This is a genomic window from Asticcacaulis sp. DW145, from assembly GCF_037101385.1.
In the GTDB taxonomy this organism is placed as follows: domain Bacteria; phylum Pseudomonadota; class Alphaproteobacteria; order Caulobacterales; family Caulobacteraceae; genus Asticcacaulis; species Asticcacaulis currens.
The window spans coordinates 68,766-90,924 of sequence record NZ_AP029025.1; the positions used below are offsets into that span (position 1 = coordinate 68,766).

Here is a 22,159-nt window from a genome sequence, read left to right on the forward strand (position 1 = left end):
TTTAATTTAATCAGATACTTATACGCACATTACAGAAAATTTACATACGGGTCGCTCTGGGGATAGCCCACCCCGAAGTCGCATGATAAGGTTGTCATTGCGGTAAAGGTGGACATTCAGGGACTACGTCAAAGTGTCGCAATCTGGCAACTCACGTAATATTTGATAAGTTGTCCGACCTTTCCCATTGAAAAAATGGGACCGCTATCATACCGTCGTTACGTTCATACGTATCGGGTGCCAACACGGGGCAACTGGAAAGGGGCACAGCCCGGCACGTCAGAGTACACCAGAAGAAGTCAAAAAATCGCATCCCGTTCTACCGGGGCACAAAATACCTCGCGACCAAAGTAGTCAGTCGAGGCAGGGAGAGTTTAAAACATGAAACCAGTGAGCGGCACTATTGCCCGTAATCAATCCGTCGTGTCCGGACGTCAGGGCCTGAATGGCAAACTGCTCGGTTCCACGGCGCTGGCCGTGGCGCTTCTGTCGTCGCCGGCCTTTGCTCAGGACGCGGCCAAGACGCCCGCTCCGGAAGCGGCCAAGGATGATGTGCAGACCGTCGTCGTGACCGGTATCCGCGGCGCTCTGCAATCCGCCGCCCAGATCAAGCGCAAGTCGGCCACCTTCGTCGATTCCATCACCGCCTCGGACGTGTCCGCCCTGCCGGACCTGTCGGTCGCCGAAGCGCTGCAACGCGTCCCCGGCGTGACCGTGACCCGCTTCACGCTCGGCGGCAGCCCCGACTTCCCGTCGCCCGAAGGTCGCGGTAACCTGATCCGTGGTCTGGGCTTCGTGCGTTCGGAGTTTAACGGTCGTGATGCCTTCTCGGCCAATGGGGGCCGCGCGCTCGACTGGTCCAGCATCCCGCCGCAGCTCGTCGGCGCGGTCGATGTGTTCAAGAACTCTTCGGCGGACCTGATCGAAGGCGGCATCGGCGGCACGATCAATCTGCGCACGCTGGAACCCTTTGACCGTAAGGGCTATTTTGCTTCGGTTTCGGCGGACTTCAACTATGGCGATCTCGCCAAGAAGTGGTCGCCCTCCTACAATGCCGTGGTCAGCAACCGCTGGCAGACGTCGAATGGTGAATTCGGCCTGATGGGGTCGTATTCGACCTCGAACCTGAAGTCGATGATCCACGGCTGGCAGCAGCCGGCGCCGATCCCGCGCGGCCCGAATACCGGTAACGTGCTGGAATCGAACGAACCGGCCAGCGTCACCACCATCGTGCCGGGCAAGACCGTCGGGGCCATTCTCGGCTTCCAGATGCGTACCAACGAGGTCGAGCGTGATCGCTCGAGCACCTACCTGGCGGCGCAGTGGAAAAACGACACCATGCGCCTGACCGGTAAGTACATCCGGGTCATCAATGAGAGCCAGGGCCTGGAATATACGCTGGAATCCTTCCCGGATGGCGGCAATAACCAGCGCTATTCGGTCACCAACGCCACCTTCGATAATACGACTCTGTCGGGTCTGAATCGCTGTAACGTGCCGGCGGCCAGTGCAACCCGTCCTGTGGACTATTGCGAAACCCAGTTCCCGATCAATGGCGGCCTGATGACTTCGGGGCTGGTCACCAACGATTTTGACAGCTGGACCGGTGCCTATGGTCTGGGTGTCGCCGTTCTGGGGATCGGCAAGACCGAGCGCACCACGACGGACGATATCAGCCTGAACTTCAAGTGGCGTCCGTCTGATCGTCTGTATGTCGAAATCGACGCGCACAAGACGACGGCCAGCGCCACCTCCAATGAAATGTGGGGTGGTTCGCAAACCTATGCCAACGCCTTCATTGTGCCGGGCCTCGACAATCCGCAAGTGACTCTGACGGCCGATCCGCGCACCAAGATCAATGCGGGCCAGATTGCGGGCAATACCGTTGTCGGTACGGACGGCAGTGGCAATTCGGTCTATCGCATCATGCCCGGCTTCCAGAAAGGTATGAACGACCCGAACGCCGCCTTCTGGCTCTATGCCGGTGAAGGTCACCGCGACGGTGACGGTGAGCTGACCGCCGTGCGCGCAGACGTACAGTACGACTTCGAAGCCGATTCGTGGTTCAAGTCGGTGAAGTTCGGCGTCCGTCACTCGGAACGTTCGCAAACCAACAAGGAAATGGATGTCAACTGGGGCAGTATCGCTCCGGCGTGGGAGGGCACTGGCCTCGGCGTCTTCTCGTCGCAAAAGACGCCCGCCTATGATCAGAAGGATTTCAGCGACTTCTATCGGGGCGGCGTTCTGCAAGGACCGAACACCCAGTTCTTGGTTATTCGCTCCGACCTGCTGCTCGACCCGGTTGCCATGCGCAACTACGTCTATAACGAGCCGACCTTCGTCAATGCCGATGGCAGCCGCAAGTCGGGCTGGCGCACCCAGCTCGGCGCCGATGGCAAGCCAAACTACGATCCGGCGCGCGTTTCGGACATCGTGGAAACCACGAACAATGCCTACCTGATGCTGAACTTCGGTAAGGAGTTCGACAACGGCATGTCGGTTGATGGTAACTTTGGCGTCCGCTACACGACCACGAACCTCGATTCGAGCGGCTTCATGGCCTATCGCTCGATTGACGCCGATGCGCAAACCGCCTCAACCACGGCGGCTCCTCGCACAGCCGACGCTGAATCGCGTGACTCGGTTCAGGACTTCCTGCCCGAAACGACTCGCTATCTGTGTCCCGGTCTGCCGGCTACGGCGACACCGGCCTACTTCGCGGCTTGTCCGGCAGGTCAGATCGGCAAGTCTGAAGCCCGCACGGTGTCGGTAAAGGATGACGCTTACTGGCTGCCGTCCTTCAACATGAAGTGGAACCTGAACAGGGACATGCTGATCCGCTTCGGCGCCAGCAAGAATCTGAGCCGTCCGAACGTTCAGGACATGCGTGCGGCTCAACAGACGAGTGCGGTGACAACGCGTGTCGCGTTCCCGACCATCACGGACACGACCGACCCGCTGTATCGCGTGGACCGCGGGGCGCAAAACATCACACTTGACCAGATCCGGGTCACGGGGGGTAACCCGCTCCTGAAGCCGACGACCGCGATCAACTATGACCTGTCCTTCGAATGGTACTTCCAGGGCGGTACGGTCTCCGCAGCCGTCTTCAAAAAGGACCTGAAGAATATCATTCAGGGCGGTGACTACACCCTCGGCTCCATCAAGCTGGACGGCAAGACGGTGAACGTCGTTTACGGTGGTCCGGTCAATGCTGACCAGGCCAAGCTGCAAGGGATCGAACTGGCCTATCAGCAGTTCTATGACTTCCTGCCGGGCTGGATGTCGCACCTCGGTCTGCAGACCAACTTCACCTATATCGACTCCAGTGCCACCCCGCCGCCGGCCTATATCGACGCCAACGGCGATGGTGTGCCGGATGACTTTGGCACCATCTATCGCTTCGGCGTCGATGATCTGCTGGGTCAGTCCAAGTACATCTTCAACGTGGTCGGTATCTATCAGGACAGCAAGTGGGAAGGCCGTCTGGCTTACAACTGGCGTTCGGAAAACCTGACCTCCTATCGTGACTACATCACCGGCGACCCCATCTATAATTCGGATGTCGGTTTCCTTGACGGTTCGATCAAGTACAATGTCAACCGTCAGTTCCAGGTCAGCCTGAACGCCTCCAACCTGCTCGATACCAAGAACAAGGCGGAAGCACAGGTTAACAAGAACGGGGACCGCGTCGATCGCTTCAGCTTCCTGAACGACCGTCGCTTCGTTCTGAGCCTGCGTTACCAGTACTAAGGGTCGCAGCCCGAAACCCCGATACGGGCAAGGGGCGGAGTGTCTCCGCCCCTTGTTCGGGCAGGGCGTAAGGGGATGTAACCGTATGGATCATGACGGTGCAGTGCGTGCCCATATCAGCCCCCATAGGGTGGCGAACCGTTTTCAGTTCGTCCGTATGTCCACGCCGCACATCGCTCAGAGCGAAAGGGAGCTTCTCATGAAACTACTGGCCAAACTGGCTGTTGTCCTCGCCCTGGGCACGGTGGCTGTCGTGCCCGGTGTGGTGGCGGCCAAACCGCCGGTTTACAAGGCGGCCGGACCCAATGGCGGTCTGGGCTATACCAATACCAAGGTCGAAGAAAACCGCTACGTCATCACCTATACGGGGGATGCGCGGATGAAGGCCGATGTGGTGGCGAATTATGCCCTGTTGCGGGCGGCTGAGTTTACCACTGAGGCGGGCCATGAGTGGTTTGCCGTTCTGACGACCTCGGTGAAGGAAATCGAAGTCGGCAGCGCTGAAGACGTGGCGTCGCGCACGGGGGCCTTTATCGGCAATGTGACCGCCAGCAGCGGCGCGGGATCAAACCAGAGCGCGGGGAGTGACAGCAGTATTCCGATGGGCCCGTCCACGGGCGGCTTCGGCGGGGGCGATGTGCCGCCGGCGGTGCTGGAACGCTGGAAACCGAGAAAGGTCTCTCAGGCCGTTCTGCTGATTCAGGTCGGCAGCGGCGATCAGGCCAGCTTCCCCGGGGCGACCAAGCAACCGGAAATCTTCGAAGCCAAGAAGACGGCCGAAGAAATCCGCGCCTCGGTCAAGTAATGGCTCGGCTTGTCTTGAGGCGCAAGCGGGCTTTGACTTGAAGCGATGCGCGCCACCTTGCCTTGGACTTGAAAGGCCAAGCCGGTGATATCTGCCATCTGATTTCAGTGTTTATCCTGCGCGTGCGTTCGATTTAAAATATTATAAAAGTAACGCGTTTAACATTGAAAATATTTACGGTGCTTGTTATGTAATTATTGGCAGCAATTTGCCTCCCAAATTGACATGCCGCTCTTTCATACTGCGCCGCGCTCCCACAAGCGCGGCGCTTTTTTTTGTATATTTGCGCCGTTTCGACAAATGACCTGTTGAAATCCTGTATTCCGCGAATATGTTTCTTTAAAAAGAAAGACGTTCGGGCGTGCGGGTCACGCGTATCCGGAGGGCGAAAAGCAGGTTTCTCTGTTTGCCGCCGGGCCTGAGCGTCTTCGGGAGGTAGAGTAGGCATGGACGTAAGTGTGCAGCATATCGGGCAGTCCGGGGCGCGGGTGGTCGTTATCGACGACTTTCTCAATGAAGCGTCGCGCGTTGTCGATATGGCGGCGGCGTCCACGCCCTTTCCGCCCGAAGGTCAGACCGCCTATCCGGGCCGGCGGCGTCAGATCGGCCCCGAAGATCCTGCCTCGCCCTACGTGATGGGCGTGCTGCAGAAGGTGGCGCCCGTCATCGGTCAGGCCTTTGGCGTCAGCGGTTTTGGCATAGTCGAAGCCAGTTTTTCGATGGTCACCACGCCGCCTGACGCCCTGAGTCCCGTTCAGCGCCTGCCGCATTTCGACTGGGCCGATCCGCGTATGGTGGCGGTGCTGCATCATCTGCATCATCTGCCTGATACCGGCACGGCCTTTTATCGCCATATCGCCAGCGGCATAGAGCGCGTCGATGCCGAGAGCGCGCCGCGTTTGCGTCAGGCCATGCGCGATGAAGATGAGCGGCTGGGCGTGTCGTCCGGCTTCACCGCCGAGACCAATGACCGGTACGAAAAGATTTTCCACGTCGAAGGCCGCTTCAACCGCCTCGTTATTTATCAGGGGGCGCTGCTGCACTCCGGCTATATCCCGCCGGATTTCGCCTTCAGCGACGATCCGCGCACCGGGCGTCTGACCGGTAATATTTTCGTGCGGCTCAATGACACATAGCTCGTGCGGCCACTGCACACGTACCAATCGTTTTTCAGACCCGGAAACCCCCTGATCTCTCAGCCTCCACAGGACCCTGCGATGCGTGAAAACCCGGAAGCGATCAAAAGCGTCTGTATCCTTGGCGGAGGGACGGCGGGCTGGATGGCGGCGTCGGCTCTGGCGCACAAGCTACAGGGCCTGCCGGTGTCCGTGACCCTGATCGAGTCCGAAGAGATCGGCACGGTCGGGGTTGGTGAGGCCACCCTGCCGCATATCCGCAGTTTCAACGCGGCGCTCAATATAGACGAAGTGACCTTCATGAAGGCCACGGAAGCGACCTTCAAGCTGGGGATCGAATTCTGCAACTGGGGGCGTATCGGCGACCGCTATATCCACCCCTTCGGCGACTACGGCACGCCGATCGACGGCATCCCCTTCTATCAGTACTGGCTGCGCCTCAAACAGATGGGCGAAGCGGGCCGCCTTGATACCTATGCCTATCCCATCGCTATCGCCGAAGCCAATCGCTTTCGCCATCCCGCCAGCGACCCGGCCCAGATCGAATCCACCTTCGGCTATGCCTATCAGTTTGACGCCGGTCGCTATGCGGCGTTCCTGCGTCGCTTCGCCGAAGGGCACGGCGTGATCCGCCACGAAGGCAAGGTCGTCGATTGCCAGTTGAACCCTGACAATGGCCATGTCGCCGCGCTGAAACTCGATAATGGTGCGGTGATCGCGGCCGACCTGTTTGTCGATTGTTCGGGGTTTCGGGGCCTGTTGATCGAGCAGGCGCTGAAGACCGGCTATGACGACTGGAGCCAGTGGCTGCCGTGCAATCGCGCCGTCGCGGTGCCTACGGAATCCCGCGGCGGCCTGACGCCCTTCACCCGCGCCACCGCACTGGAAGCCGGCTGGCAGTGGCGCATCCCGTTGCAACACCGCACCGGCAATGGTCACGTCTATTGCAGCAGCTTCATCAGCGATGAGGCCGCCCATGCGCGTCTGCTGGGTAATCTCGACGCGCCCACCCTGGCCGATCCGCGTCAGCTCTATTTCACCACGGGCCGTCGCCGCCAGTTCTGGAACCGCAATGTCGTGGCCATTGGTCTGGCCGCCGGCTTTCTGGAGCCGTTGGAATCGACCTCGATCCACCTGATTCAGGAAGGCATTACCGAGCTTCTGCAAATCTTCCCGGACAAGCATTTCCGGCAATCGGACATCGACGAATACAACCGCCGCATGGGCGTCAATTTCGAGCGGGTGCGCGACTTCCTGCTGCTGCACTACGTGGCGACGCAGCGCGACGATACGGAGATGTGGCGGTATTTCCGCAACATGACCTTGCCCGACAGTCTGGAGGAAAAGATTCAGGCCTGGCTGACGCGCGGCCACCTCATTCGCTATGAGTTCGGCGTCTTCCTGCCGCCGAGCTGGGTGGCGGTGATGCTGGGGCAAAACCTGATCCCGCGCCATTACGATCCGCGCGTCGATCGCCTGTCGTCGGACGAGGTGCGTCGCGCGGGGGACGCCCTGAAACAGCGCGTGTCGGCGGCTGCGACGGCCACACCGGATCATGGGGCCTATATCCGCAAGATGGGTGCGGCCTCCGACACCGGCCCGCTTCTGGCGAAAGGCGCGTAAGACCATGACGACTGCAAACCTGCATGTGGTGGTCTGTGGCGGCGGACTGGCCGGTCAGATGACGGCGGCGGCGCTGGGGGCCTATGCCTGTCCGACCCTGACGATAAGCTGGCTGAGTGAGGGCAAAGACCCCGACACGGACCTGTTTTACGGCCATCTGGCCCCGCCCGATGCCTACCGCTTCAATCTGGCGTGCCGGGTGGCAGAGCCGGACCTGATCCTGCACAGCCAGACGGCCCTGTCCTTCGGCACGCACTACCGCCACTGGGGGGCGCAAGGGCTCGACTGGGTGCAGGCCTTTCATCAGCCGTTGCCGGTGCTGGAGGGCGTGCCGTTTCATCACTATCTGACGCAGCAGGGGCAGGGCGCGCTCGAACCCTATCTGGTTTCGGCGCTGGCGGCGCGGCGCGGCGTCTTCGCCCATCCGCCCGAAGACCGTAACCACCCCCTGTCGCGCGCGGAGTATGGCTATCACTTCGAAGCGGCCGATTACGGTCGGCGTTTTGAGCGTGCGGCCCTGAGCGCCGGGGTGCGACGGATTGAGGCCGCCATCGCCGCCGTGGAGGCCGCAGACGGCCATATCCGCGCCGTGCACCTGAGTGACGGTCAGAGTCTGACGGCGGATGTATGGATCGACGCCAGCGGGCCGCACGCCGCCCTGTTGTCACGCCTCGTCCCCGAAACCCTGGGGCATAGGCGGCTGACGGCGCGGCAGGTGCGATCCGACGCGCCGCCGGCGGGCGGTGGGGTGACGGTGGTGACCGGGATGCCTGAGGGCTGGCAGGCCCAGACCCCGCTGCGCGCCGCTCTGCTGACCCTGACCGTTAGCGAGGCCGACAGCGCCACGCCCGCAGACGCTTCGGCGCGCACGGCCACGCTCACCGTGGGGCAGCGTCGTGCCGCCTGGGCGGGCAATTGCGTCGGTATCGGTCAGGCGGCCTGCGTCGCGGAACCTCTGACGCCCGCCCCGATGATCCTGTTGCAGCGGGATATCGAGCGGCTGCTGGCCCTGTTGCCCGTGACAGCGGACCTGTCGGTCGAGCGCCGGGAGTTCAATCGTCAGGCCGAGGTCGACTACGCCCACGCCGGCCTCTTTATGCGCGCCCTGTTCACCGCCGCGCCGCTGGACGGCTCGGCCTACTGGCAGGCCGCGACGGCGGAGCCCGAGGATGCGCGGCTTCGCCTCAAGATCGAGCAGTTCGAAAGTCGGGGCCTGCCCGTCGCCTTCGACCTCGAACCCTTCAGCCGCGAAGACTGGCTGATCCTGCACTATGGCATGGGCCGCCGGCCCGCCCGCTATGACCGCACCGCCGACCGCGCCGATCCGGCCCGCGTCGAGGCCTATCTGGCCGCTCAGCGCCGCGACATCGACGGTGTGGCCCGCGCCTTACCGCCCCACCATCAGTATCTGGACGGCCTGACCGGCTATCTGCGTCAACAACAGGGACAAACCGCGTGACCTCGTACCTCAAGGAGATCGTGATTCTGGGTGGCGGGTCCGCCGGGTGGATGACGGCGGCGGCCCTGTCCAGTCTGGTCGATTCGCAGAAAGTCTCGGTCGTTCTGGTCGAATCCGATCAGATCGGCACCATCGGCGTCGGCGAAGCCACCATACCCGACATCATCAACTTCAACCGGATGCTGGGGATTAGCGAAGACGCGTTCATGAAGGCGACCCATGCGACCTTCAAGCTGGGGATCGAATTTGTCGATTGGGGGCGCAAGGGGCAGGCCTATATCCACCCCTTCGGCACCCACGGCGTCGATATGAACGGCTTTGACTTCCACCAGTACTGGCTGCGGGCGCGGCAGGGGGGCCATACCCACCCGATCGACGACTACAGCATGAGCGCCGTCGCCGCGCGTCAGGCGCGCTTCGACCTGCCCCCCGCGGGGCAGAATTCCCCGCGCGCCCACATCCGCTACGCCTATCATTTCGACGCCACCCTCTATGCCCGCTTTCTGCGCAGCTACGCCGAACAGCGCGGGGTGCGCCGCGTCGAAGGCAAGGTCGAGCGCGTCGTTCAGAACCCCGACAGCGGCGATATCGAGGCCCTCGCGCTCGACAATGGCCAGACCCTCACCGGTGAGCTGTTCTTCGACTGCACGGGGTTCAGCGCCCTGTTGCTGGGTAACACTCTGGGTGTCGGCTATCACGACTGGAGCCACTGGCTGCCCTGCGATGCGGCGCAGGCTGTCGCCTGCACCCATGCCGGGCCGCTTCTGCCCTATACGCGCTCGACCGCCCGTCCGTCCGGCTGGCAGTGGCGCATCCCCACCCAGTCGCGCACCGGCAATGGCCATATCTACAGCCGCGCCTTCATGGACGATGGTGAAGCGACGGAGATATTGCTGGCCAATCTCGACGGCGAGGTGATGGGCACGCCGCGTCAGATTCGCTTCACTGCCGGGCACCGCCACACCTTCTGGAAAAACAACTGCATTGCGATCGGCCTGTCCGCCGGGTTCCTTGAGCCGCTGGAATCGACCTCCATCTATCTGATTCAGGAGGGGATCAGCCGCTTCATCGCCCTGTTCCCAGATGCCTCCCTGCCGGCGGTGGTGCGCGACGAATATAACCGCCACATGCGCACCGAGTTCGAGCAGGTGCGTGACTTCATCATCCTGCACTACAAGGCGACCGAACGCGACGACACGCCCTTCTGGGACTATTGCCGCACTATGAGCATCCCCGACAGTCTGACGCACAAGATCGAGCTGTTCCGCACGGCGGGCCGCACCTTCCGGTACGAAGAGGAGCTGTTTGCGCGCACAAGCTGGGTGGCCGTCTTCCTGGGGCAGGGCATCGTGCCGCAAACCTGCGATCCGGTCATTGCCCATCTGCCGTATGACACGGTGGTCCGCAGTCTGGAGTCGATGCGCGCCGCCATGGCCGCCGAGGCCGCGCGTATGCCCACACACGCCGCCTTCCTGCAATCCTACTGCCCCGCTGTGCGGGCCTGATCGTGCCGAACCCCGAAGAGACCATGCAAGACCTGAGAATACGCAAGATTGTGATTGTGGGCGGCGGCACCGCCGGATGGATGGCCGCTGCGGGCATGTCCAAGCTGATGCCGTCGCGCGAAGTGGCCATCCGCGTCATCGAATCCGACGCCATCGGCACGGTCGGGGTGGGCGAAGCGACCATCCCGCACATCCATTATTTCAACCGCCTGCTGGGGCTGGATGAGAACGAATTTATCCGCAAGACCAATGCCACCTTCAAGCTGGGGATCGAGTTCGTCAACTGGGGCGGGCTGGGGCAGAGCTATATCCACCCGTTCGGTGCCTATGGCGCCAATATGGACGGCATCCACTTCCACCATTTCTGGCTGCGCTATGCAAAGATGGACAAGGCCCCGTCTCTGGATGCCTACAATCTGATGATCCGTGCCGCGAAGGCGCACAAGTTTCAGCGCCCGGACCCGACGCGCCTTAATGCGGCGCTGAACGGCATCTCCTATGCCTTCCATTTCGACGCCAGCCTCTATGCGCGTCTGATGCGCGAACTGGCCGAAAAGCGCGGTGTCACCCGCACCGAAGGCCGGATCACCCGCGTCGTGCAGGACCCGCAGTCCGGCCATATCGACAGCGTCGTGCTGGAAAGCGGTGAGACGGTCGAGGGCGACCTGTTTATCGACTGCTCCGGCTTCCGCGGGCTTTTGATCGAGCAGACTCTTAAGGCCGGCTATGACGACTGGAGCCATTGGCTGCCCTGCGACCGTGCCGTGGCCCGTGCCTGTGCCAGGGTCGCCGACCCTATCCCCTATACGCGCTCGACCGCCAAGACGGCGGGCTGGCAGTGGCGCATCCCGCTTCAGTCGCGCACCGGCAACGGCCACGTCTATGCCAGCGCCTATATCTCCGATGAGGCGGCGCTCGACAGCCTCAACAGCGATCTGGACGGTGCGCCGCTGAGTGAGCCCAACTTTCTGCGCTTTACCGCCGGCATCCGCCGCGCGCCGTGGACAAAGAATGTCGTTTCGATCGGTCTGGCTTCGGGCTTCCTTGAGCCGCTTGAATCGACCTCCATCCACCTGATCCAGACGGCCATTGCGCGCCTGATGGCCAACTTCCCGGACAAGAGCTTCAATCAGCCGGATATCGACTATTACAATGCGCGCACGCGGCTGGAGTTCGAGCAGATCCGCGACTTCATCATTCTGCATTATAAGGCGACCGAGCGCGATGACACGCCGTTCTGGGCCTATTGCCGCCATATGGAGATACCGGACACCCTGCGCGAGCGGCTGGCCATCTATCAGGAAAATGCCCGTCAGTACCGCCACGACAATGAGCTGTTCAGCGAGGTGAGCTGGCTGGCGGTCATGCACGGTCAGAATGTCCGCCCCAAACGCTACCACCCCATTGCCGACATGATTCCGGACGAGGAACTGATCCGGCGCATGACGCACCTCGAAGACGAGGTGACGCGGGCTCTGGCCCTGATGCCCGATCATCAGGCCTTTATCGACCGCCATTGCCGCGCAGCGGTGTAAGGGCGGGTTCCCGAAGGTAAGGCCAGGCTGTGATCACTTACCGCTTGACAGGTCCGGCCCGACACCTTCAGCCTGAGCCTGAAAACGGCGGAGGTGCCTGTGCGCGTGCTTTTATGTCTGGCCTGGGGGCTCATGGCCTCTTCGGCGGTGGCGGCGGCCCCTGTGGCGCAAACCGTCTTCGTCAATGGCAAGGTTCTGACTCTCGATGCCGCCGATACGGTGGCCGAAGCCGTGGCGGTGCGCGACGGGCGCATCGTGTTTGTGGGCACCTCCGCCGCCGCCAGGGCCCATATAGGCCGCCGCACCGAGGTCATCGACCTCAAGGGGCGCACCCTGATGCCGGGGCTGGTGGACGGGCACATGCACCCGCAATCGGGTGGCCTGCGCACGCTGGGCTGCAATCTCAACTATGAGCGCCTGAGCCGGGAGGCGTTTCTGGCCCGGATTCAGGCCTGCCTCGATGCCGAAGCAGACGCGCCCGATGACCGCTGGCTGGTGGTGATCAACTGGTTCCAGCAGGACATGATCCCGACCGGCTATGCCCCGACGCGCGCCGAACTCGACACGCGGCGCACCGCTCGTCCGATCATGGTGCGCTCGTCCTTCGGCCATTCGGCTCTGGTCAACAGCCGCGCGCTTGGCGTGGCGCAGATCACGCGCGACACCCCCGACCCCAAGGACGGCCGGATCGTGCGCGACGCGCAGGGCGAGGCGACCGGTCTGCTCGAAGACGCGGCCCAGTCGAGGGTGCAGACCCTGATCCCGACGCCCGACGCAGCCACGAATCTGAAAGCCGCGCGCATTGCCCTCGGCCTGATGGCCGAACAGGGGATAACCACCTTCCTTGACGCCTATACGGATATCGAAACCCTGACCGCCTATCAGACGCTCTACAGGCGCGGCGACCTGACGGCGCGCGGGCATTTTGCCGTGCTGATCGACGCCGGCGAGACCTATGACGCCAAAGCCGCTGTCGCCGAGGTGGTGCGTCAGCGCGGTCTTTACGACACAGGAGATCAGGGGGCGAGGCCTGCCTTGCGCATCCATACGGCCAAGCTGTTTCTCGATGGCGTGATCACCGCCCCGGCCTTTACCGGCGTCATGGTCGCCCCCTATTTCGAAAACAGCGGTACCGAGGCCGACCCGCACTGGCGGCCCGGTCACAATCGCGGCCCCAGGCCCTATTTCACGCCGGCGCAACTGAGCGACACTCTGGGCCTGCTGGCCGAGGCGGGGATAGACCCGCACATGCATGCCGATGGCGACGGGGCGGTGCGGCAGGCGCTCGATGCCGTGGCCTTTCTGCGCCGTACCCATCCGGACAAGGACATCCGTCCGGCCATCGCCCATGCCGAGATTGTCGATCCGGCGGACTATACGCGCTTTGCCGAACTGAACGCGCTGCCCGTCCTGTCGTTTCAGTGGGGCAAGCCTGCCGCCGACACCATCGAAGGTGCGCGCGAGCCGCTGGGGCCCTATCGCCACGCCCTGATCGAGCCTTCGGGCCTGCTGGATATTTACGGGGCGCGTCTGACCTTTGGCAGCGACTGGCCGGTCGATCCTCTGGACGAATGGTTCGCGCTGAAGGTGGCGGTCACCCGCACGGCGGCGAAGGCCGATCAGGGCAAATATCCGGGGCGGCTGGGCGTCGATCCGGGCCTCCCCCTGCGCACGGCCCTGCGCGCCATGACGCTGGGCTCGGCCTATGCCCTGCACGTCGAGGATCGCGTCGGGTCGGTGGAGGTGGGCAAGTGGGCCGACCTGATCGTGCTCGACCGCGACCTGACCGCGGCCGATCCCGAAGCGCTGGGCGACACAAAGGTCGTCCTGACCCTGCTGGGCGGCCGGACGGTGTACCGGCGGCCCTGAACGTAAAAAAGCCGGAGGGCTTACCTCAGGCTTTTCTGTCTTACATCTTGTAGGTCAGGCGGATCGTGCCTTCGCGCCCGATGCCGTCAAACCAGCTATGGTTATAGTAGGGGTAGCCCGTCCAGGTCGGGTCATAGACCGGCTTGGTATCGAACAGATTGCGCACCGAGAAGGACACGGTGGCCTTATCCGTCACATCGTACTGGATCGAGCCGTTGGCGATCGAATAGCTGCTGACATAGGCGTCTTCGTCATAGTTCGGCGTGCGATCCACGTAACGGCCGCTCAGGGTCGCCTTGAACGGCCCGTTGCGCAGGCTGACGCTCAGGTTCGACTTGTTGCGCGGCAGTTCGTAGCCGCTGGTCGGGGTCAGCATGCTGAAATAGGTGTCCCCGGCGTAGCGCTGATAGTCTTGCTTGATCACATAGGTGTGGCCGCCCGACACGTCGATCTGACCGATCGGGGTGTCGAAGCCGAAGCGCAGGCTGAGATCGAGGCCGGAGGTCTGCTGGCTGGCCACATTGATCGGGTTGATGAAGATCGACATGATATCGCCGCCGCTGTTGCGCTTGACGCGGCTGAGGGCGTCCTTACAGGTGGGCGAGTTGGGGTCCACCGTGGCGCCGGTGGTGGTCGAACCGAAGCGGCAGTCGGACTCGGTCTTTAGCACCGTGGCCATTTCCAGATCTTCGACCTGATCCTTCATCTCGATCTTGTAATAGTCGAGCGAAACGTCGAAGCGGCGCGACGGAGCCCAGACGAAGCCCGCCGTGAACGAGGTGCCCGTTTCCGACTTCAGGTCGCGGTTGCCGACGCGGCTTTTGATGATGCGTTCGGAATCGAGCGAACAATCGCCCAGCGGCACGCCGGGCTCTTCGGTGCGGCATTTGAACTGATCGACGACGCTGGGGTGTTCGTTGCCCGGACCGGTATAGATATAGTGCAGGTCCGGCGCACGGAAGGCCGTGCCATAGGTGGCGCGCAGCAGCAGCGACTTCACCGGGCGGTATTCCAGTCCCGTATTATAGGTCACCTTGTCCGTGTCGCGCCCGGCGAAGCCGAACTGGTCATAGCGGGTGGCGAGGCTGAGCGACAAGTTGGACAGAAGCGGGATCTGGAATTCGGCGCCGATGGCCTTGTTGCTGCGGCCGCCCTTGCCGTCGGCATCCTTCCAGCCCCAGTAATAGTACTGCGTCGCCAGCGGGTCGGGTGAGAGGTCATAGCCCTGACGACCGGCTTCGGCCACGACGGCAAAGCCCACCGGGCCCGCCGGCATCTGGAACAGTTCGCCGGTCGAGAGCACGGCCTTGAAGCTGTTGGTCCAGGAAGACGGCTTATAGATGCTCTTGACCACCAGCGAGTCGTATTCGGCCGGCGTCAGCGGTGTATAGAAGCGGTCATAGCTGGGGGCAAAGATGGGATAGCCGTCGGCGTCCGTCCCCAGCTGGTCACCGAGGAAGAACTTGGTCGCTTTGGCATTGATCAGCAGCGGGAAGGCGATTTTCGACTCGAAACGGCTGAAGTTGAAGGCGAGGTCATAGGACCACTTGTTGCCTTCGCCGAACGTCCCGCGGATGCCGGGGCTGAGGGTGAAGGTTTGCGAATCGACCTGACGCATCCCCTTTTCCAGCCCGCCCATTTCTTCCGGGGTAAAGGTGCGGTTCCAGTCTTCCAGTTGACCGCTATTGGCGTTGTAGAAATAGCTGTCTTCGTTGTCGCTGCCCGGCTGATAGTACCAGGTCAGGCGCGGCCGCATCAGCTTGACCTTGCTCTTGGCCGCCTGAATATCGGCAAACAGGGTGGTGGTGTCGTTCAGCTCATAGGTGAGGGAGGCCAGACCGGATAGCTGTACGCGCTCGGATACCACGGTGCGGTAGGCGACACCGGCGGTCGAGCCGCAGTAATAGCCGTAACGCGGACGCAGGGCGTACTGCATGGTGCCGCCGCTCAGGCCGGACAGGGCGTCGCAGGTGGCCTTGCCCGGATCCAGATAATCCTCGTTTTCGTCCTGAATCATGAAGTTACGCTCAGGCAGTTGCGAGCGGGCGGTCGGTGCGTCCAGCGTCGAATCCTGACGCTCGCGCTGATAGCCCCACAGCGGACGCTGATTGCGCACCTCGACACCGAATACGGCGTGAAAGCGGTCGGCGTCGAAGCCCGACGAGACGCTCATCTCCAGCGACTTGCCGCCGCCCTGTTCGGTAAAGCCGTGCGAAATATCGAAGGTGGTGCCGTCCGCCTTCTTCTTCAGCTTGAAATTGACGACGCCCGCAATGGCGTCAGACCCGTAGATGGCCGAGGCCGAACCGGACAGGATTTCCACGCTATCGACCATGCCCATCGGGATGTTCGACACGTCGGTGAAGTTGCTCTTGCCGTTGAACGGCATGGGATAGTCGGCGATGCGGCGGCCATTGACCAGCACCAGGGTGTGGTTGGGACCAAGGCCGCGCAGATTGACCTGCTGACCGCCGGGCGAGAAGTCCGCCCCGTTGTTCGACTGCTGCCCCTGCACCAGACCGGTGTTCTGCGTCACCGAGGCCAGCAGGTCCGGCACGTCCTTGAACGCCTTGTCCTTGATGGCCTGAGCGGTGATGGTGGTCACCGGAGCCGGGCCTTCCTTCTGGGTGCGCGGAATGTTGGAGCCGATCACCGTGACGGTGGTGATTTCCGGTTCTCCCGAAGCCTCTTGCGCTGCGGCACAGACCGGTATCAGGCTAGTGCCTGCCAGCAGGGCGATCTTGAGCATGGCGGGTAGATGTGATCTCGACATGGGGCAATCCACAGCTCTGGGGCTAAAGTAACGGGGTTATGGGCGCGCGGTGCCACGCGCCGCATTTCTGTCGGAATGTGATCTCAGAATGTAAATTTCTGCAATCAGATTGTCTTAATGGCTTCACAAACCCGCATATGTGACACATTAATGTAACGCTGCGTCAATATCGTTACGGAGGCAATCATGTCGCGTCGCCTGCCTATCCTGTTGTTTGTGATCGCAATTTTGTGCACTGCGGTATCGCCCGTGGCGGCGCAGGGGTTTTGGGGGGCGAAAGGCTATAAGGCCTTCCTGATCGGCGACCCGCAAAAGCCGCGCGAAAAGGCCCCTCAACCCGGTCTGATGATGGCCGGAGGGGGCGAATGGCCGGTGGACGCCTTCCATTGGTTCGCCGACAAGACGGGGCATGGCCACGTCGTCGTGCTGCGCGCCTCGGGCACGACCAGCACGGCGGATGAGATGTATAAGCAGATCGGCGGTTTTGCCTCGATCCGCACCTTCGTCTTTACCGACCGCAAGGCGTCAAGCGATCCGGAACTGCTCGACGCACTGAAAAAGGCCGATGGCATCTTTCTGGCCGGCGGGGATCAGGCGAACTATGTGCGCTTCTGGAAGGGCACGCCGGTCGAGGCGGCGCTCAATGCCCACGTGGCGGCGGGCAAGCCTTTGGGCGGCACCTCGGCGGGTCTGGCCGTGCAGGGGGAGTATGTGTATGGCGCCATGGACGGCGGCAGTATCGGATCCGAAGAGGCGCTGAAAGACCCGCTGGGCGCGGCAGTGACTATGGAAACCGACCTCCTCCGCTTCGACCTTTTGAAAGGCATCGTCACCGACACCCATTTCAAGGAGCGCAAGCGTCAGGGGCGGCTGGTCGCGTTTCTGGCCAAGGCGCAGCACATGGCCGGGCGGTCTCTGACGGGCATCGGCGTGGACGAGCAGACCGTGCTGGCGGTCAATGGCGACGGTTCGACGCAGGTCTATAGCAATATCGGCGGCTATGCCTGGGTGTTCGAAGGCGTCACCCCCCGGGACCTCAAGGCAGGCACGCCGCTTTCCGTGGACAATATCAAGGTCACGGGCCTTGATAAGGACAGCACCTTTAACGTCCTGACGCGGCAGATCGGGCATCCGGCCTTCGTCAAACGCTATACGGTCAGCCATGGCGTCATGCGCGAAAAGAAGCGCTGGGCGCTGGCCATTCATGGCGGGGCCGGGGTCATCGAACGCGAAAAGCTGTCGCCGGAGAAGGAAGCGCAGTATCGCGCCGGGCTCAGCGCGGCGCTGAGCAGCGGTCAGGCCGTCCTCGACAAGGGCGGCACGGCGGTCGATGCGGTCGAAGCGACGCTGCGCGTACTGGAGGACAATCCGCTGTTCAATGCCGGAAAGGGAGCGGTCTTTACCGCCGACGGCGTCAATGAGCTGGACGCGGCCATCATGGACGGGGCAACGCAAAAGGCCGGGGCGGTGGCCGGTGTCACGCGCACCAAAAACCCGGTGTCACTGGCCCGCGCGGTGATGGAAAAGTCGCCGCACGTCCTGCTGGCGCGCGACGGGGCCGATCGCTTCTCGGTCGAAAAGGGACTGGAACAGGTTGATCCCAAATACTTCTTCACCCAACCGCGCTGGGACCAGCTTCAGGCGTGGAAGGCGAGGAATCTGGCAGAGGTGGATCAGACACATCTGTTCGGCACGGTGGGCGCGGTGGCGCTCGATCAGGACGGGCATCTGGCGGCGGCCACCTCGACCGGCGGCACGACGGGCAAGCGCTGGGGCCGGGTCGGGGATTCGCCGATCATCGGCGCGGGTACCTATGCGAAGGATGGGGCCTGCGCGGTATCGGCCACGGGGACAGGTGAGTATTTCATCCGCGAATCCGCCGCGCGTCAGGTCTGCGACCGCGTACTGTGGAAGGGCCAGACCATAGCCGAGGCCGCACAGGACACCATCATGGCGGTTGGCGCCATCGGCGGCGACGGCGGCCTGATCGCCATGGACGCAGCGGGCGAGGTAGCGTTCGGTCTCAACGATCTGGGAATGTACCGCGGCACGGTATCGGCCGAAACCCCGGTGAAAACGGCTATTTTCGCGGACGAAAAATAGTGTAACGTCTGTTAAAGCCGTGTGCCGGAAAATGGACACCCCTTGTCGGCACGAGGCTTTACGAAAGTGAAGAGCGAGGCGGCGGTTCAACGGGGCCGCTGAGGGCTCAGACGCCATGTTTCAGAAAGCGCTTGAATGGGGACGCGCAAGGCCACGCCTGACATCGACGCCACCGACCGCCGCTTGCTGGCGGCGCTGCGCGAGGACTCGCGCCTGACCGTCTCGCATCTGGCCAAACAGCTCGAAATTCCGCGCACCCAGGTCTATGCGCGGCTGGCGCGGCTGGAGGCGGAAAAGATCATTGCCGGCTATACGCTGCGCATGGGGCAGGCCTTTTCGCGCACGCGGATGCGGGCTCATGTGATGATCAAATGCCTGCCGCGCTTCAATCTGGAGGTCGAGACCGAGCTGGCGCGGCTCAGCGAGGTGTCGGCCATCTACGCCATCAGCGGGGAGTACGATATCATCGCCCTGCTCGAAGCGGCCAATGGCGAGGAGGTCAACGACCTCATCGACCGTATCGGCCTGCTCGAAGGGGTGGAACGCACCACCACCTCGGTCCTTCTGGCGACCAAGCTGGAGCGCTAATCGCCTCAGAGTTTGTCGAAGACCGACCCCATTCGCGGGGCGAACAAACGCTCATAGGTGCGCAGCAGATAGTTGTCGGTCATGCCCGACACGTAATCGCAGATGACGCGCGGATCGTCCGAGGCGGCGGCGTAGCGGGCGTACTGATCGCGCGGCAACAGGCGTTTGGGGTCCGATTGCAGGGCTTCGAACACCGCCACTACCATGGCCTGCCCCTTGAACTCCAGATGCTGTACGCTGGGGGAACGGATCACCTCGTCAAACACAAACCCTTTGAGCGCTTTCAGAAACCGCGCCGGCCCGTCGGGCAGTTCGACGCGGTAGCGCAACAGCGGTTCGGCAAAGGCGTCGTCTTCGGCAAAACGCGCGTGGGTGATGAAATGCCCGACCAGCCGGTTGACATAGTGCTTGCGCGACCCCGAACCGCCGAACAGGGCGCTGACCATGCCTTCATAGACATTGTTGCCGCTTTCGTGCGGATAGCGGGCCTTGAGCGCATCGAGAAACGAGGTGCAGACGCTTTCGGGCACGGCTCGGCGAAAAGCGCTTTCGCTGACCAGAGTGAGCGCAATGGCGTCTTCGAGGTCGTGCACGCCATAGGCAATGTCATCGGCCACGTCCATCAGGCTGCAATCGAGCGATTTGTGCCGCGTGGCGTGGTGGCTGTCGGGTTGGGTGTCGAGCGCCTGAAACCGCGCCCGGTCGTCGTCGGACAGCAACTCCAGCACCCAGTCCACCACATCCGCCTCGCTGTCGAGATAACCCTTGGGTGGCTTTGAGGCGCGGCAGTCGATAATGTCGATCGTGGTCGGCCCGCGCATCAAAGCGGGTTTGCGCGCCGGGTGGGCCGCCTTCGACAGGGCAACCGGGTATTTCAGCACACCCAGAAGCGTCCGCCGCGTCAGATTGGCTCCGGCGTTTTTGGAGAAGGTCTCAAGCCGCGACAGGATGCGCAGGGTCTGGCCATTGCCCTCAAAGCCGCCGTCGTCGCGCATACAGTAGTGCAAGGCCACTTCGCCGCCGTGACCGAAGGGCGGATGGCCGAGGTCGTGGGTACAGCCGATCGCCTGAATCAGCGCCCGGTCGGGCAGGCGGGCGGCGGCGGGATGCTCAGAATGGTGGGTCTTGAGCTGCTTGTTGAGGCTGCCGCAAATCTGCGCCACCTCCAGCGAATGGGTCAGCCGCGTGCGGTAAAAGTCGCTGTCCCCCAGATTGAGGATCTGCGTCTTGCCCTGAAGGCGACGGAAGGAGGCGGAATGGATGATGCGGGCATAGTCGATATCCCCGGCATCGCGGGCGTCATCGGCTTTGGCGGACCAGTTTTCGCGGCGGGCGTACCAAGACATCAGATTCGTTCACGGCTTCGGAAAATACCACCTTTAAGGGGCGCGACGCCTCACCGCCAGTGACGAATCCACCGCAACACGCTAAACACACCAAAACTCAGAGGATTCCCCCATGCCCCGCCGTTTCTGCTTTGCCCTCGACCTGCACGACGATGCCGACCTGATCACCCGTTACAAGGCCTGGCACGCGCCCGGTAAGGTGCCGGGCCCCATCATCCGCAGCATCCGCGAGGCCGATATCCAGTCCATGGAAATCTGGCAGGCGCATGATCGCATGTTCATGATCATGGAGGTCGGCGACACCTTCGCGCCGGACGCCAAGGCCGCCGCCGATGCGGCTTCGGAAGACGTGCAGGCGTGGGAGCGCCTGATGTGGGAATTCCAGAAGCCCCTGCCCAAGGCGCAGCCGGGCGAAAAGTGGGTGCCCATGACCCGTATCTTCGATCTGGGCGAACAGCCTTAAATGTAAGGTCTGAGGGCCGCCGCCAGAACCGGCACCTGCGCGGTGGCCAGCCCGGCCAGATTGACTCGTCCTGACGCCGCCATGTAGATGCCGTGCTGGGTGCGCAGGCTCAGCACCTCTTCCGGGCTGAGCGGCAGGGTCGAAAACAGGCCGTTCTGCCGCGTCAGAAAGCCCAGACCCGGATGCGCCGCCGCCAGCGCCGCGCGCAGGCTGTGGACACGCAGACGCATGGCGTCGAGTTCATCGGACCACATTTTCGCAAGCGCCGCGTCGCCGAGGATCAGCCGCACCACCGCCGCCCCGTGATCGGGCGGCATGGACCACAGGGTGCGCGCGAGGTTGATCAGATTGCCGCGCAGCCGCTCACGCCGGGCCGCATCGCGGCACTGATAGAAGAGGGCGCCGACGCGATCGCGGTAAAGGGCGAAATTCTTGTTGCACGAATAGGCGATCAGGGCTTCGGGCACCTGTTTCAGCAGATCACGCATCGGCGCGGCATCGGCTTCGAGGCCCTGCCCCAATCCCTGATAGGCGAGGTCGATCAGCGGCAGCAGGCCGCGTTCGGCGCACAGGCCGGCCACCTCACGCCACTGCTCCGGGCTGAGATCGGCCCCGGTCGGGTTGTGACAGCAGGCGTGCAGCAGAACGATGTCGCCGGGTGCCGCACCTTCCAGCGCCTTGCGTAAGGCAGGGAAGATCACCGACTGCGTGTCGCGGTCGAAAGAGCGGTATTCACGGATCGTCAGCCCGGCGTCTTCCAGCAGGGGGAAGTGGTTGATCCAGGTCGGCGTCCCCACCCACACCGTTGCGCCGGGCCGGGCGCGGTTGAGCAGCTCCGCCGCCAGCCGCAGCGCCCCGGTGCCACCGGGCGTCTGCACGCCGCTCAGTGCCGTATCACCGCGCCGCGCCTCACCGAACACCACCGGGATCAACGCTTCGACAAAGCCCATATCGCCGGCCGTTCCCAGATAGCTCTTGGAGGTTTGGCTGTGCAGCAGGGCGGCTTCGGCCTGTTTGACGGCGGCCATGACCGGGGTATGGCCCTGTTCGTCCTTATAGACGCCGACGCCGAGGTCGATCTTGTCGACGCGCGGATCGGCCCGATGCAACTGGATGAGTTCCAGCAGGCTGTCGGCCGGCTGATCCGTCAGGGCGGCGAAGAGGGGGGAGGCGGTCAGGGTCGCGGTCACATCGAAGTCCA

General features: G+C 62.8%; 14 protein-coding genes. 11 read left to right on the top strand and 3 right to left on the bottom strand.

Annotated elements, in window-relative coordinates; translation table 11 throughout:
* Nucleotides 1-381 precede the first annotated feature (381 nt).
* The 8 genes from AACH73_RS11580 (at nt 382) to AACH73_RS11615 (ending at nt 13,685) form a co-directional block, all read left to right on the top strand.
* Complete coding sequence (locus tag AACH73_RS11580; protein WP_272742332.1) at nt 382-3,753, top strand: TonB-dependent receptor; 3,372 nt, start codon at nt 382-384, stop codon at nt 3,751-3,753.
* Between the two features lie 199 nt (nt 3,754-3,952).
* A complete protein-coding gene (locus AACH73_RS11585; protein WP_272742331.1) occupies nt 3,953-4,558 on the top strand; it encodes a hypothetical protein in 606 nt (201 codons plus the stop codon).
* A gap of 446 nt (nt 4,559-5,004) precedes the next feature.
* Nucleotides 5,005-5,694, top strand: coding sequence for a DUF6445 family protein (locus AACH73_RS11590; protein WP_272742330.1), 690 nt, complete (start codon nt 5,005-5,007; stop codon nt 5,692-5,694).
* 81 nt (nt 5,695-5,775) lie between these two features.
* Nucleotides 5,776-7,317 (top strand): tryptophan halogenase family protein, encoded by a 1,542-nt coding sequence (locus AACH73_RS11595; RefSeq protein WP_338736008.1) that lies wholly within the window; start codon nt 5,776-5,778, stop codon nt 7,315-7,317.
* 4 nt (nt 7,318-7,321) lie between these two features.
* Nucleotides 7,322-8,776 (top strand): tryptophan 7-halogenase, encoded by a 1,455-nt coding sequence (locus AACH73_RS11600; RefSeq protein ID WP_272742328.1) that lies wholly within the window; start codon nt 7,322-7,324, stop codon nt 8,774-8,776.
* The gene (locus AACH73_RS11605; RefSeq protein WP_338736010.1) at nt 8,773-10,281 is read left to right on the top strand and encodes a tryptophan halogenase family protein; all 1,509 of its coding nucleotides are present in this window, start codon (nt 8,773-8,775) and stop codon (nt 10,279-10,281) included. Before AACH73_RS11600 ends, AACH73_RS11605 begins: the two co-directional genes overlap by 4 nt.
* A gap of 23 nt (nt 10,282-10,304) precedes the next feature.
* Nucleotides 10,305-11,816: a tryptophan halogenase family protein gene (locus AACH73_RS11610; protein ID WP_338736011.1), complete on the top strand. Its 1,512-nt coding sequence runs from the start codon at nt 10,305-10,307 to the stop codon at nt 11,814-11,816.
* Between the two features lie 99 nt (nt 11,817-11,915).
* Nucleotides 11,916-13,685, top strand: a complete 1,770-nt coding sequence (locus tag AACH73_RS11615) for an amidohydrolase (protein ID WP_338736012.1) — start codon at nt 11,916-11,918, stop codon at nt 13,683-13,685.
* 40 nt (nt 13,686-13,725) lie between these two features.
* Here AACH73_RS11615 and AACH73_RS11620 read toward each other — a convergent pair whose 3' ends face one another.
* Nucleotides 13,726-16,458, bottom strand: a complete 2,733-nt coding sequence (locus AACH73_RS11620) for a TonB-dependent receptor (protein WP_272742324.1) — start codon at nt 16,456-16,458, stop codon at nt 13,726-13,728.
* Nucleotides 16,459-16,644: 186 nt separating this feature from the next.
* Between AACH73_RS11620 and AACH73_RS11625 the strand changes: the two genes are divergently transcribed.
* Together AACH73_RS11625 and AACH73_RS11630 are read left to right on the top strand one after the other, a co-directional pair.
* On the top strand, nt 16,645-18,561 hold the full coding sequence (locus AACH73_RS11625; protein WP_338736013.1) for an isoaspartyl peptidase/L-asparaginase: 1,917 nt from the start codon (nt 16,645-16,647) through the stop codon (nt 18,559-18,561).
* Between the two features lie 135 nt (nt 18,562-18,696).
* Nucleotides 18,697-19,149: an Lrp/AsnC family transcriptional regulator gene (locus AACH73_RS11630; RefSeq protein ID WP_272742323.1), complete on the top strand. Its 453-nt coding sequence runs from the start codon at nt 18,697-18,699 to the stop codon at nt 19,147-19,149.
* 5 nt (nt 19,150-19,154) lie between these two features.
* Here AACH73_RS11630 and AACH73_RS11635 read toward each other — a convergent pair whose 3' ends face one another.
* Nucleotides 19,155-20,495 carry an anti-phage deoxyguanosine triphosphatase gene (locus AACH73_RS11635; protein WP_338736014.1) on the bottom strand — a complete coding sequence of 447 codons (1,341 nt, stop codon included), beginning with the start codon at nt 20,493-20,495 and terminating at the stop codon, nt 19,155-19,157.
* A 112-nt stretch (nt 20,496-20,607) separates the two neighbouring features.
* On the opposite strand from AACH73_RS11635, the gene AACH73_RS11640 reads away from it, so the two are divergent.
* Entirely contained in the window at nt 20,608-20,958 is a 351-nt protein-coding gene (locus AACH73_RS11640) for an L-rhamnose mutarotase (RefSeq protein WP_338736015.1), read from the top strand.
* On the opposite strand, the gene AACH73_RS11645 is transcribed toward AACH73_RS11640, so the two are convergent.
* Complete coding sequence (locus AACH73_RS11645; protein WP_338736016.1) at nt 20,955-22,148, bottom strand: amino acid aminotransferase; 1,194 nt, start codon at nt 22,146-22,148, stop codon at nt 20,955-20,957. The two genes, AACH73_RS11640 and AACH73_RS11645, sit on opposite strands and share 4 nt — an antisense overlap.
* Nucleotides 22,149-22,159 lie beyond the last annotated feature (11 nt).

What these genes read in the sequence shown, in the direction of transcription:
- AACH73_RS11580 (WP_272742332.1), top strand. Translation starts at nt 382, where the DNA reads ATGAAACCAGTGAGCGGCACTATTGCCCGTAATCAATCCGTCGTGTCC.
- AACH73_RS11585 (WP_272742331.1), top strand. Translation starts at nt 3,953, where the DNA reads ATGAAACTACTGGCCAAACTGGCTGTTGTCCTCGCCCTGGGCACGGTG.
- AACH73_RS11590 (WP_272742330.1), top strand. Translation starts at nt 5,005, where the DNA reads ATGGACGTAAGTGTGCAGCATATCGGGCAGTCCGGGGCGCGGGTGGTC.
- AACH73_RS11595 (WP_338736008.1), top strand. Translation starts at nt 5,776, where the DNA reads ATGCGTGAAAACCCGGAAGCGATCAAAAGCGTCTGTATCCTTGGCGGA.
- AACH73_RS11600 (WP_272742328.1), top strand. Translation starts at nt 7,322, where the DNA reads ATGACGACTGCAAACCTGCATGTGGTGGTCTGTGGCGGCGGACTGGCC.
- AACH73_RS11610 (WP_338736011.1), top strand. Translation starts at nt 10,305, where the DNA reads ATGCAAGACCTGAGAATACGCAAGATTGTGATTGTGGGCGGCGGCACC.
- AACH73_RS11620 (WP_272742324.1), bottom strand. Translation starts at nt 16,458, where the DNA reads ATGTCGAGATCACATCTACCCGCCATGCTCAAGATCGCCCTGCTGGCA.
- AACH73_RS11625 (WP_338736013.1), top strand. Translation starts at nt 16,645, where the DNA reads ATGTCGCGTCGCCTGCCTATCCTGTTGTTTGTGATCGCAATTTTGTGC.
- AACH73_RS11630 (WP_272742323.1), top strand. Translation starts at nt 18,697, where the DNA reads ATGGGGACGCGCAAGGCCACGCCTGACATCGACGCCACCGACCGCCGC.
- AACH73_RS11635 (WP_338736014.1), bottom strand. Translation starts at nt 20,495, where the DNA reads ATGTCTTGGTACGCCCGCCGCGAAAACTGGTCCGCCAAAGCCGATGAC.
- AACH73_RS11640 (WP_338736015.1), top strand. Translation starts at nt 20,608, where the DNA reads ATGCCCCGCCGTTTCTGCTTTGCCCTCGACCTGCACGACGATGCCGAC.